10 protein-coding genes are annotated in these 11973 nt (G+C 69.6%); 7 read left to right on the top strand and 3 right to left on the bottom strand.

Going from position 1 to position 11973, the window contains the following annotated elements:
* The first annotated feature begins 9 nt into the window (after positions 1–9).
* Positions 10–804: a thioesterase family protein gene (locus ACFY36_RS27040; protein ID WP_499748713.1), complete on the top strand. Its 795-nt coding sequence runs from the start codon at positions 10–12 to the stop codon at positions 802–804.
* Here the strand turns inward: ACFY36_RS27040 and ACFY36_RS27035 are convergent.
* Complete coding sequence (locus tag ACFY36_RS27035; RefSeq protein WP_499748712.1) at positions 801–2387, bottom strand: beta-1,3-glucanase family protein; 1587 nt, start codon at positions 2385–2387, stop codon at positions 801–803. The two genes, ACFY36_RS27040 and ACFY36_RS27035, sit on opposite strands and share 4 nt — an antisense overlap.
* Before the next feature lie 136 nt (positions 2388–2523).
* Between ACFY36_RS27035 and ACFY36_RS27030 the strand changes: the two genes are divergently transcribed.
* Positions 2524–3480 (top strand): aldo/keto reductase, encoded by a 957-nt coding sequence (locus tag ACFY36_RS27030; protein WP_499748711.1) that lies wholly within the window; start codon positions 2524–2526, stop codon positions 3478–3480.
* Here the strand turns inward: ACFY36_RS27030 and ACFY36_RS27025 are convergent.
* Together ACFY36_RS27025 and ACFY36_RS27020 are read right to left on the bottom strand one after the other, a co-directional pair.
* Positions 3475–4287, bottom strand: coding sequence for an SWIM zinc finger family protein (locus ACFY36_RS27025; protein WP_499748710.1), 813 nt, complete (start codon positions 4285–4287; stop codon positions 3475–3477). The genes ACFY36_RS27030 and ACFY36_RS27025 overlap by 6 nt on opposite strands.
* Entirely contained in the window at positions 4287–7190 is a 2904-nt protein-coding gene (locus ACFY36_RS27020; protein ID WP_499748709.1) for a DEAD/DEAH box helicase, read from the bottom strand. Before ACFY36_RS27020 ends, ACFY36_RS27025 begins: the two co-directional genes overlap by 1 nt.
* Positions 7191–7510: 320 nt before the next feature.
* Here ACFY36_RS27020 and mqnC point away from each other — a divergent pair, with 320 nt between their 5' ends.
* The 5 genes from mqnC (at position 7511) to ACFY36_RS26995 (ending at position 11948) form a co-directional block, all read left to right on the top strand.
* A complete protein-coding gene (gene mqnC / locus ACFY36_RS27015) occupies positions 7511–8758 on the top strand; it encodes a cyclic dehypoxanthinyl futalosine synthase (protein ID WP_499748708.1) in 1248 nt (415 codons plus the stop codon).
* 332 nt (positions 8759–9090) lie between these two features.
* Positions 9091–9786 (top strand): demethylmenaquinone methyltransferase, encoded by a 696-nt coding sequence (locus ACFY36_RS27010; RefSeq protein WP_499748707.1) that lies wholly within the window; start codon positions 9091–9093, stop codon positions 9784–9786.
* Positions 9787–9843: 57 nt separating this feature from the next.
* Entirely contained in the window at positions 9844–10113 is a 270-nt protein-coding gene (locus ACFY36_RS27005; protein WP_499748706.1) for a hypothetical protein, read from the top strand.
* Between the two features lie 97 nt (positions 10114–10210).
* On the top strand, positions 10211–11506 hold the full coding sequence (locus ACFY36_RS27000; RefSeq protein ID WP_499748705.1) for a geranylgeranyl reductase family protein: 1296 nt from the start codon (positions 10211–10213) through the stop codon (positions 11504–11506).
* A 76-nt stretch (positions 11507–11582) separates the two neighbouring features.
* Positions 11583–11948: an NADH-quinone oxidoreductase subunit A gene (locus tag ACFY36_RS26995; RefSeq protein WP_097327860.1), complete on the top strand. Its 366-nt coding sequence runs from the start codon at positions 11583–11585 to the stop codon at positions 11946–11948.
* The last annotated feature ends 25 nt before the right edge of the window (positions 11949–11973 follow it).

Raw genomic sequence — 11973 nt, 5'->3', positions numbered from 1 at the left:
GGGGATCGCATGGGCTACCAGTTCGACGCTGACACCGCGGTGAGCGGCGACGACGAACGGTGGTCGGCGACGCTGACCGACGACTGGTCGATCGCGAGCGGCGTGCCCAACGGGGGCTACCTGTTCGCCGTGGCGCTGGCCGCGGCCGGGCAGGTCGTGCCCGGGCAGCGGCTCATCACGGCGACCGCCCACTACGTGCGGCCGGGCCAGGACGGCCCGGCCGACCTCGCCGTCGAGCTGGTCAAGCGGGGCCGTCTGACCAGCACGGTCGCGGTGGCCCTGAACCAGGACGGCAAGGAGCGGGTGCGGGTCGTGGCCACGTACGCCGACCCGGCCCTGCAGGACGCTCCGGTCGAGCACCCGATCCCGGCGCCGGTGATCGCGCCCCCGGATGAGTGCCGGTCGACCCATTCCGAGCTGGCGGAGGCGATCGGCGCGACCATCGCCGAGCGTTTCGACTATCGGGTGCTGCCCGTCTCGCGGTGGGTGGGCGGTGAGGGCCCGGGCGAGGCGCGCATCGACGGCTGGATCCGCTTCGCCGACGGCCGCGAGCCCGACCTGGCCGCGCTGCCGTTCTTCGTCGACGCCTTCCCGCCGGCGCTGGGCGAGCTCGTCGGGCCGGTGACCGCGCCGACCCTCGAGCTCACCGTGCACGTCCGCAAGCAGCCGGCGCCGGGCTGGGTCCAGGCGCGGATCGAGGCCCGGCACATCGCGCCGGGCCTCGTCGAGGAGGACGCCTACCTCTGGGACAGCACCGGAGAGCTGGTGGCGCTGTCCCGTCAGCTCGGCCTCTGGCGTCCCTAGGACGTCCGCCACTTCTGATTGGCCGCGCCGACGCAATCCCAGAGGTGGAGCCGGGCGCCGTCGGCGGGGTTGACCTCCTTGATGTCGACGCACCGGTTGGCCTGGGGGTTGACCAGGTCGCCGGCGGCGGAGAGGACGAACTGCTGCGCTCCGGTGCCGTTGCAGGCGTACAGCTGGATGGGTGTGCCGTTGGCCGTGCCCGCGGCCGCCACATCCATGCACTTGTTGTTCTGGCTCTTCAGGGTGCCGCCGGTGAACGTCCACTTCTGGGCGTTCGTGTTGTTGCAACCCCACATCTGCAAGGGCGCGCTGTCGACGAAGTTCGAGCTCGGCACGTCGATGCACTTGTTGTTCAGAGCGCTGATCAGCGGAACGCCGCTGCCCGAAGGCGGGGGAGTGGTGCCGCCACCGCTGAACGGCGTCAGGATGAGCCCGGCCGAGCGCGGATCGCCGTCGTGCACCAGCGACTCGAAGGCGCCGACGTCGTCGAAGGCGAACGCGTAGGCCTTGCCGTCGGTCATGTTCGCGTGGATCACCTTGGCGTACACGTTGGTCGGGTTGTTGCGGTAGAAGTCGGCCGCGTTCGTGCTCGGCTGCGTGTCGATGGTGCCGAGCGTGCCCCGGTTCAGGGCCGCGCACAGCGTCCGCGAGATCGGGCCCACGACCTGGTCGTTCGGCGCCGGCAGATCGCCGTCGCAGCCCCAGACGCTGGCCGACGAGGGCCGGTTGAACGACGCCACCTGCGCGCCCGACGAGTTCGTGAAGACCATCGTGTTGCCCGAGGTGCGCCCGAAGTACCGCGTGTTGGGCTGGTCGCCGAACGGCACGACGGTCAGCGTCTTGGAGGCGTACGCGTTCCAGGCCGAGGCGATGTACGAGTCGAGGTAGTTGGCGCTCAGCAGGCCCGCTCCGGCCGCCTTTCCGGGCGCGAGCACCCGCAGCACGGTTCCGTCGGAGCGCGTGTAGACCGTGTTGGCCCACCCCGAGGTGCCGCGAATGGTGTTGATGACGGTGTCGCGGCCGTTCGCCACGAGATCGCCCGTCCGTTTCGTGGCTCCGGAGGCGCCGGTGACCGTGACGGCGTGCGGCACGGCGAACATGTCCACCTGCGAGCTGTTGAGCCACAGCCCGGCGTCGTTGTAAGTGAATTCGCTCCAGTCGAACAGGATGTCCCGGTTGGCGTCGCCACCCGCCCAGGGGGCCGGCTGCACGAGCCCGTCGGGCGTGAGGAAGAACTTCAGCTTGGCGCCGAGCGAGAAGTAGACCCGTCCGGAGAAGCCGCGCGGGAAGTTGATGGTCGAGCTGCCGCCGTTGCCGGCGCCGGAGATGGCCACGTCCGGCGCGGCCACGGGCGGCAGCGCCCCGCCACTCCACGCTGTGAAGGTGCCGGCCTGGTTCACATAGCCGAGGCGGCCGGAGGAGAGCTGCACGCCGATCACGTAGAGGTAGACGGCGTCGCCGCGGCCGGTGTTGTTGGTGACGGTGACCGGCAGGACCGCGGGGCCGACGGCCGACGCCGCCGGTGGAGACACTAAGGGCGCGGCCAGGACCGCGGCGGCCAGGAGACCCAGGAACTTGCGCACGGGGGAACCTCCAAAAAATGGGGGAGAGCGCTCTCACCCGAGCGTCGGATTTGTTAACAACCCGTGTCAATAGATCGACGGCGATATAACCCCGTCACGGGCAAACGACGGTACGAACGGGCATAGGGTCGTGCTCATGAGTGAGATGAGCTACCGCCGGCTGGGCACCTCGGGCCTGGTCGTCTCCGTCGTCGGCATCGGCTGCAACAACTTCGGCCGCAAGCTGGACGCCGACGGCACCCGCGAGGTCGTCGATGCCGCCTTCGACACCGGCATCACGCTGTTCGACACCGCCGACATCTACGGCACCCCGCACGGCGCCTCCGAGGAGTGTCTCGGCGCCGCGCTCAAGGGCCGCCGGGACGAGGTGGTGCTGGCCACCAAGTTCGGCATGAACATGGAGGGACTCAACGGCAACGACTTCGGCGCCCGCGGCTCCCGCCGCTACATCGTGCGCGCGGTCGAGGCCTCGCTGCGCCGGCTCGAGACCGACTACATCGACCTCTACCAGATCCACGAGCCCGACCCTCGGACCCCGATCGAGGAGACCCTCTCCGCCCTCGACGACCTGGTCCGCTCGGGCAAGGTGCGCTATCTGGGCAACTCCAACTTCGCCGGATATCAGATCGCCGACGCCGACTGGACCGCCCGGGCGGCCGGGCTCACCCCGTTCATCAGCGCGCAGAACCGTTACAGCCTGCTCCAGCGCGACGTCGAGTCCGAGGTCGTCCCCGCCTGCGAGCACTACGGACTCGGCCTGCTGCCGTTCTTCCCGCTCGACTCGGGCCTGCTCTCCGGCAAATACCGGCGCGGTGAGAAGCCGGCGGCCGGCACCCGCCTCTCGCAGGACCGCTACCAGCGCTTCCTCGACGCCGCCGACTGGGACAAGATCGAGGCGCTGTCGTCGTACGGCGCCGAGCGTGGCCACAGCCTGCTCGACGTCGCGATCGCCGGCCTCGCCTCCCGTCCGGCCGTGGCCAGCGTGATCGCCGGCGCGACCAGCGCCGAGCAGGTTCAGGCCAACGCCGCGGCCGGCGCGTGGGAGCTCTCCGCCGACGATGTCGCGGCGCTGGACGGCATTCTCAACTCATAGGTCGCGGTACGCCGGTCGCAGCAGATCGACCAGGGGGATGTGACGCACCTTGACCGGAGGTGCGTCCAACGCCCGCAACAGCAGCTCGGGCGGCGCCGTGACCCGCGCCGGCCGCTCGCGCAGCCGTCCCAGACTGATCGCGGGCGTGTAGAAGTCGCCGAGCCGGGCGTCCAATGGGGACTCGTCGACGGCGAGCGGGTCGACGGCGGGCGCCGGCTCGGGGGTGCCGCGCAGCGCGTCCAGCAGATCCTCACGGGCGCGCCCGCGCCACGCCAGCACCAGGAACGGGTCGTCGTCGAACGCCTCGGCCAGCACATAGAGCGCGGCCGAGCCGTGCTTGCAGGGCACTCCCCAATCAGGACAGTTGCACCGGATGTCGAGCCGATCGGGGAAGAGCGGCGCGTCGTGGGCGGCGAACAGCTCCACGATCTCGTGCGGCATCTCGCCCGCGAGCAGAGCCGCGCGATAGAGCGCCTGTGCGCCCAGCGCCTCCGTCAGAACGGTCCACTGTGCTTCGTCAAAGGCGGAGATCTCGACATTGACCTCGTACGGCTGTGGCCGCGACCCCTGCACGCGGGCGGTGACCCGCCCGGCGGACAGGGCGAAGTCCATGACCTGGCCCTTGCGGGCGTAGGCGCGCCCGCGCGCGAGGCGCCCGCCGTCGCAGACCTGCTCGAGCACGTCGACGAAGCGGCGTGACCACCACTGCTCGCCGATCTTGCCGCGCTTGGCCCGCACGGCGATGCCACCGTCCACTTCGATCGGACGGCCGCCCTCGAAGAAGCGCCCCTTCGGATCGGTCGGCATCACCTCACCGCCGCGGGGTCGAGCGCGAACAGCTCGCGCAGCTGATCGGTGCTGAGATCGGTGATCCAGTCCTCGCCGGTGCCGACGACCGAGGAGGCCAGCGCCTTCTTCCGCTCGATCATCGCGTCGATCTTCTCCTCCAGGGTGCCGGTGCAGATGAACTTGCGGACCTGCACGTTGCGCGACTGTCCGATGCGGAACGCGCGGTCGGTCGCCTGGTTCTCGACGGCCGGATTCCACCACCGGTCAAAGTGGACGACATGGTTGGCGGCGGTCAGGTTCAGGCCGGTGCCGGCCGCTTTGAGGGACAGCAGGAAGAGCATCGGCTCGTCGTCGTTCTGGAAGCGCTCGACCAGATCGTCACGCTTGGCCTTCGGCAGTCCACCGTGGAGCCACAGCACCGGCCGGTCGAGATGGGCGGCCAGATAGGGCTGCAGCAGGGACCCCCACTCGGCGTACTGCGTGAAGATCAAGGCCTTGTCGCCGTCCTCGATGATCTCCTCGGCGAGTTCCTCGAGCCGGGCCAGCTTGCCCGACCGCGCGGGCAGCCGCGAACCGTCCTTGAGCAGGTGGGCCGGGTGGTTGCAGACCTGCTTGAGCTTGGTCATGGCGGCCAGCACGTTGCCGCGGCGCTGGATGCCCTCGCTGCCCTCGATCTCGGAGAGCATGTCCTCGACCACGGCTTGGTAGAGCGTGGCCTGCTCGGCGGTGAGCGTGCACCAGACCTTCATCTCGTTCTTCTCGGGCAGGTCCGAGATGATCGTCTTGTCGGTCTTGAGGCGGCGGAGCACGAACGGGCCGGTGGCGCGCTTGAGGGCCTCGGCCGCCAGCTCGTCCTGGTGGATCTCGATCGGCTCCTGGAAGCGGCGGCGGAACCGTTTGGCCGGGCCGAGGATGCCCGGGTTGCAGAAGTCCATGATGGACCACAGTTCGGCCAGGTGGTTCTCGACCGGCGTGCCGGTGAGGGCGAGGCGCGTGCGGGCGGGCACGGCGCGGACGGCCTGGGACTGCCTGGTGCCGCTGTTCTTGATCGCCTGGGCCTCGTCGCAGACCACGCGGCCCCAGTCGGCCTTCTTCAACGTCTCCAGATCACGCGTCGCCGTACCGTACGTGGTGAGGACCAGGTCCGAATTGTCCACAGTGGCGGTGAAGTCGTCGCCGCGGACACGTGTGCCGCCGTGATGGACGTATACGCGCAGGGATGGTGCAAATCGGGCGGCTTCCTTTTGCCAGTTGCTCACCAGAGACATTGGACAAATCAGAAGCGTCGGTTTTATTGCTTTATCGGCGGCGCGCTCGGCCAGTAGTAGGGAGAGGGTTTGTGCGGTCTTACCGAGGCCCATGTCGTCGGCGAGGATGCCGCCCAGCCCGAGCCGGGTGAGGAAGTGCAGCCAGGAGAGGCCGCGCTCCTGGTAGGGGCGCAGGGCGCCCTGGAAGGAGGCCGGGGTGGGCACCGGCTCCATCCGGTCGGCCGCCTGGCCCGAGAGCAGGTCGCCGAGCATGCCGTCGGCGTCGATCTCGACCAGCGGCAGGTCCTCCTCGCCGCCGTCCACGACCTGCTGGAGCACCTCGCCCGCGGTCAGCTCGCCCTCGCGCCGTTTGGTGACGGCCTTGAGGGCGGCCCGCAGCTGCCGGTCGTCCAGCTCCACCCACTGCCCGCGCACCCGGACCAGCGGCACCTTGAGCCGGGCCAACTCGGCCAGCTCCTCGGCGGTGACCACGCCGTCGCCGATCACCAGATCGAGGCGGAAGTCGACCAGCTCCTGAAGGCCGAAGCCGGAGTCGGCGGCGGCCCGGGTCGAGGTGCCCTTCGGTTTGCGGGAGCGGGTGGTCAGCTTCAGGCCGACCGCCTTACGCCCGGCCCATGCCGGCAGCTGAACGCCGAAGCCGGCCGCCTGGAGCAGCGGCGCCGCGCTCCGCAGGAACTCGTGAGCCTCGGCGGTGTCGATCGCCATCCAGCCCGGCTCCTGGTCGCGCAGGGCCACGTGGAGCTGCGGGAAGAGCCGGACGGCCCGGCCGAGCCCGGCCAGCAGGGTCTCGTCGGGCCGGGCGGGCATGCCGGGGAAGCGGCCGCCGGCCCAGACCTCCTCGGCCGGAAGGTAGAGGCTGGGATCCTCGGCCGACTGGAGGGCGAACTCGAGGCCCCACTCGTCGGTGTCGGGCTCGGGCTCGAACAGCCGGAAGCTGACCCGCACCGGGCCGTTAGCCTCGTGGGCGGCCCGCAACCAGGCGTCGAGCGCTTCGCGAAGCTCACGTTCCTCGGCCGGGCGGGCGCCGGGCAGGGTGGGGTCGTCGGCGGTGAGCGCGGCGATCCAGCGGTCGGGCAGCGGCGCCTTGGGCCCGGCCCGGTGGCCGTACAGGATCCGCTCGGGCATCACGGAGCGTGCGCCCGAGTCGACGAGGTGATCGAGCGCGTCGCGCAGCGTGATCGCCGCGCCGTCGCCGGCCGCCCGCACCGACGGTGGCATCCCCGCGGCGAAGTCGCGATAGGTGGCGGCGTCGCCGCCGGTGAGCACCGGCCGCCAGCGGGCGGTGGCCACGCCGTTCTCGGTGACCAGCTGCGGCAGCATCCGGCCACGCCGGGCCAGGTCGCAGGCGTAGCCGGCCAGTACACAGAGATAGCGCAGGTCGGAGCCGGCCAGCCAGTCGTCCCCGGGCTCGGCCAGCTCGCCCAGCACCGCCATCGCCTCGGAGCCGGGAACGATGAGCACCGGCACCCGCCATGGGGAGAGCTTGAGCCCGCGCCCGCCCGCCTCGACCCCGGTCTCGGGCGACGGCACCGGCCCCCGCGCGGTACTGGGCAGAAACAGCACGGCCGTCGCCCCGCCGCCCTCGCGCCCCGCACCGCCCTTCGCCTCGCGCCCCGCGCCGCCCGCGCCGCCCGCGCCGCCTTCGCGCCTCACGCCGCCCGCGCCGCCTTCGGGCCTCACGCCGGCCTCGCGTTCTGCGCCGGCCTCGCGGTCCGAGCCGCCCGCGCTTTCTGTGGACAAATGCGATATTTCCGCTGTTGGGGCCGCGAACGGGTGTGGGCGCTCTGTCGCCCGGGAGGTCGTGGTCAGGGGGCGGGTCGGGTCCTCGGCCCAGAGCATCAACTGCCCGCCTGCCCAACCACCGTGTACTACGAGCACAGCCACCCCCACCGACAGACCGCCATCGAGAGTAACGACCCATCTGAGAGGTAGGCCGCTGACGGTTCACCCCCGGCGGACGTACTCTTCGGTACGTGACGGCGAACCGGGAGATCGACAGCATTCTGCAGCGCGCGGCCGACGGCGGGCGGATCACGCCCGAGGAGGCGTTGCTGCTCTACACCGACGCTCCGTTCCACGCGCTGGGCGAGGCCGCCGACGCGGTGCGCCGCCGCCGTCACCCGGAGGGCATCGTCACGTACCTGATCGACCGCAACATCAACTACACGAACGTGTGCGTCACCGCCTGCAAGTTCTGTGCCTTCTTCCGTGCGCCCAAGCACAAGGAGGGCTGGTCGCACCCGATGGAGGAGATCCTCAACCGGTGCGGTGAGGCGGTCGACCTCGGCGCCACCCAGGTGATGCTCCAGGGCGGCCACCACCCCGACTACGGCGTGGAGTACTACGAGAACCTCTTCTCGTCGGTCAAGCAGGCGTACCCCCAATTGGCGATCCACTCGATCGGCCCCAGCGAAATCCTGCACATGGCCAAGGTCTCCGGCGTCTCGATCGAGGATGCCGTCCTGCGGATCAAGGCGGCCGGCCTCGACTCGATCGCCGGCGCGGGCGCCGAGATGCTGCCCGACCGGCCGCGCAAGGCCATCGCCCCGCTCAAGGAGAGCGGCGCCCGCTGGCTCGAGGTGATGGCGGTCGCGCACCGCAACGGCCTCTCGTCGACCGCGACCATGATGATGGGCACCGGCGAGACGCACGAGGAGCGCATCGAGCACATCCGGATGATCCGTGACGTGCAGGATCTGGCCGTGGCCAACGGCTACCGCGACGATGCCGTCGAGACCGGGCAGGCCATCGGGGGCTTCCGGGCCTTCATCCCGTGGACCTACCAGCCGGAGAACAACCACCTGAAGGGCCGCACCCAGGCCACCACGATGGAATACCTGCGGTTCCTGGCGATGTCGCGGCTGTTCTTCGACAACGTGTCCCACCTGCAGGCCTCGTGGCTGACCACGGGCAAGGACGTGGGCCAGCTCTCGCTGCACCTCGGCGTCGACGACCTGGGCTCGATCATGCTGGAGGAGAACGTCATCTCCTCGGCCGGCGCCCGGCACCGCTCCAACCTGCACGAGCTGATCTGGATGATCCGCACGGCCGACCGCATCCCGGCCCAGCGCGACACCCTCTACAAGCACCTGGCCGTGCACCACACGCCCGAGGACGACCCGACCGACGAGCGCGTCGTGTCGCACTTCTCCTCGATCGCGATGCCCGGCGGCGGCGCCGGCGCGGGCCGCAAGCAGCTCCCGGTGGTCGGGGTCTCGTAAAGGGTCTCGTAACGGTAAAGAAAGTCACAGGCTGAGACCCGGAACGCCCTGTTCGGGGGGTCGCCGATGACCGTTCGGTCAGGTGCCCCTCGGCGAACCGGGGAGGGCGGATTGCCACTTCGTAACGAGCGACGTGAACCTCTGTTCCGAGCTTTCCGCGCTGGTTACGTTGCCCTCGTAAGACCTGAGAACTTCTTGAACTTCTACCGGGTGAGCCTTCCCGGTATGGGTTTGCGGACCCGACCGATGGCGGTCGTATATATAACGCACAAGGAACCGGGCGGGATGGGTGACCATCCCGCCCGATCTGTGTGTGCAGGTAGCTTGGAGCCGTGACGCGCGCAGACCTGGACAAGCAGCCGCATGAGGTCGCCGAGATGTTCGACGGCGTGGCCAAGCGGTACGACCTGACGAACACCGTGCTCTCGTTCGGTCAGGATCGTGGCTGGCGGCGGGCCACCCGGGCCGCGCTGGGGCTGCGGCCGGGGGAGCGGGTGCTCGACGTGGGCGCCGGCACCGGGGTCTCGACCGAGGAGCTGGGCCGGTCGGGCGCGTTCGCGGTCGGCGCCGATCTCTCGGTCGGCATGCTGCGGGTGGGGCGCCAGGCCCGGCCGGTCGTGCCGTTGGTCGCCGGTGACGCGCTGCGGCTGCCCTTCCCGGACGGCACCTTCGACGCGGTCACCATCTCCTTCGCGCTACGGAACGTGGTCGACACCGGCGCTGCGCTGCGTGAGCTCGGCCGGGTCACCCGTCCCGGTGGCCGCTTGGTGGTGTGCGAGTTCAGCCACCCCACCAACGGGCCTTTCCGCACCGTCTATCTGCAGTACCTCATGCGCTCGCTGCCGGCGGTCGCGCGAAGCGTGTCGAGCAACCCCGACGCGTACGTCTATCTCGCCGAATCCATTCGCGCCTGGCCGGACCAGCAGGCACTGGCCGGCCGCATCGCGGAGTCGGGATCGTGGGACCGGGTCGGCTGGCGCAACCTGACTGGCGGCGTTGTCGCGCTGCACCGGGCCACTCGTCTCTAAAGGGGACAAGTCGCACGTTTCCGCCCATCTACGGCGAGTTCCTGTTTTCCTCGGAGAATGACCACTTTCGGGCACCTCGAGGACACCGACATCGACATCGCGATCGACGACCGTGACGCCGGCGAGCGTCGTGGCATGGAGCTGGCCGCCCGCATCCGGATGGTGGCCGCTCAAGATCCTGAGCTGGCACAAGATCTCGTCGAGCAGTTGATCTCCGCGCTGGAGAAGGCGACCGGCGGCACCTTCCGTCAGTTCCTCGACTCCGACGGCGAATCGGAGATCATCGCGGATGCCCCGTCCGTTAATTCACCGGCGCGAAACAGTTAGGGTTCCCTTACCCGAACGAGCTTCGATGGCCGTCTTAGACTCCGACTGGGCGCGCTTGTGAACTGTTTCACGAGCCGCTGCGAGACGGAGGTGTGGTGTGCGCAACGAGGTACTATCCGGTCCGATCGCCGACGAAGCGGATGTGATCGTCGTCGGGGCAGGCCCGGGCGGGTCCGCAGCCGCTTATCACATGGCGCGTCATGGCTTGCGCGTTCTGCTTCTCGAGAAAACCGAGTTCCCGCGCGAAAAAGTGTGCGGTGACGGCCTGACCCCGCGCGCCGTGCGACAGCTGGTCCGCATGGGTGTCGACACCTCCGAGAAGGCCGGCTGGCTGCACAACCGCGGCCTGCGGGTGATCGGCGGCGGCGTCCGGCTCGAGCTCGACTGGCCCGACCTGGCCAGCTTCCCCAACTACGGCCTCGTGCGCACCCGGCTCGACTTCGACGACATGCTGGCCAAGCGCGCGGTCGAGGCCGGAGCCATCCTGCGTACGTCGGTGAACGTGACCGGCCCGGTGCTGGACGACGACGGCCACGCCATCGGCGTCGAGGCCAAGGTCGGCCCCGGTAAGGAGCCCGTGCAGTTCCGGGCGCCCCTGGTGATCGCGGCCGACGGCGTCTCGGGCAAGCTGCCGCTCGCCATGGGCCTGACCAAGCGCGACGACCGGCCGCTCGGCGTGGCGGTCCGGCGCTACTACACCTCGCCCGTGCGCGCCGACGACGACTACCTCGAGTCCTGGCTGGAGCTGCGCAGCTCCGAGGACTCCTCCCGCCTGCTGCCCGGCTACGGCTGGATCTTCGGCATGGGCGACGGCCGGGTGAATGTGGGCCTCGGCATCCTCAATTCGTCCAGCGCCTTCGGCAAGACCAACTACCGCTCGATGCTCACCGACTGGCTGGCCGGGACCCCGGCCGACTGGGGTTTCCGCGACGAGGCGAACGCCGACGGGCCGATCCTCGGCGCCGCCCTGCCGATGGGCTTCAACCGGGTGCCGCACTACACGCGGGGCCTCATGCTGGTCGGCGACTCCGGCGGCATGGTCAACCCGATGAACGGCGAGGGCATCGCCTACGCCATGGAGTCGGGCGAGCTCGCGGCCGAGGTCGCCGTGCAGGCGCTGGCCCGGCCCGAGGGCGCCGACCGCGAGCGTGCGCTGCGGGCGTACCCGTCGGAGCTTAGTCTGCGGTTCGGCGGCTACTACCGACTCGGCGGAGTGTTCGTGAAGCTCATCGGCAACCCGCAGATCATGCGGATCGCGACGAAGCACGGCATGCCGCATCCGACGTTGATGCGGTTCGTTCTGAAACTGCTGGCCAACCTCACCGACCCGCGCGGCGGTGACGCGATGGACCGGGTCATCAACGGCCTGACGAAGGTGGCTCCCGCCGTCTGACCCGCACCCCCGCTAGACCAAGAACAAATCGGACGAATAGTGTTATACGGCTCATAGTCGAAGCAGGAGTCCTGAGATGTCGGTCAACCCATACGTCCCGATCGTCGGGTTACTCATCCTCGGCGCGCTCTTCGCGTTGTTCTCCGTGTCGATCGCGCCGATCGTCGGTCCACATCGCTACAACCGCGCCAAGCTCGACGCGTACGAATGTGGCATCGAGCCCGCGCCGCAACCCGTCGGCGGCGGCCGGTTCCCGGTGAAGTTCTACCTGACCGCGATGCTCTTCATCATCTTCGACATCGAGACCATCTTCCTCTATCCGTGGGCCGTGTCCTTCAACGCGCTCGGCCTGTTCGGCTTCGTCGAGATGGTCCTCTTCATCGTCACGGTCTTCATCGCCTACACCTACGTGTGGCGGCGTGGCGGCCTCAACTGGGACTGATCCGCGGCACAAGGTCTTAACAGGA

This window comes from Actinoplanes sp. NPDC000266, assembly GCF_042899005.1.
GTDB lineage: Bacteria > Actinomycetota > Actinomycetes > Mycobacteriales > Micromonosporaceae > Actinoplanes.
Note: the sequence above shows the minus strand (reverse complement) of the source record. Positions and strands in the feature narration are given on the sequence as shown.

Excerpts from the sequence above, each read along its gene's own strand:
- ACFY36_RS27040 (WP_499748713.1), top strand. The coding sequence starts at position 10 with ATGGGCTACCAGTTCGACGCTGACACCGCGGTGAGCGGCGACGACGAA.
- ACFY36_RS27030 (WP_499748711.1), top strand. The coding sequence starts at position 2,524 with ATGAGTGAGATGAGCTACCGCCGGCTGGGCACCTCGGGCCTGGTCGTC.
- ACFY36_RS27025 (WP_499748710.1), bottom strand. The coding sequence starts at position 4,287 with ATGCCGACCGATCCGAAGGGGCGCTTCTTCGAGGGCGGCCGTCCGATC.
- ACFY36_RS27005 (WP_499748706.1), top strand. The coding sequence starts at position 9,844 with ATGACCACTTTCGGGCACCTCGAGGACACCGACATCGACATCGCGATC.
- ACFY36_RS26995 (WP_097327860.1), top strand. The coding sequence starts at position 11,583 with ATGTCGGTCAACCCATACGTCCCGATCGTCGGGTTACTCATCCTCGGC.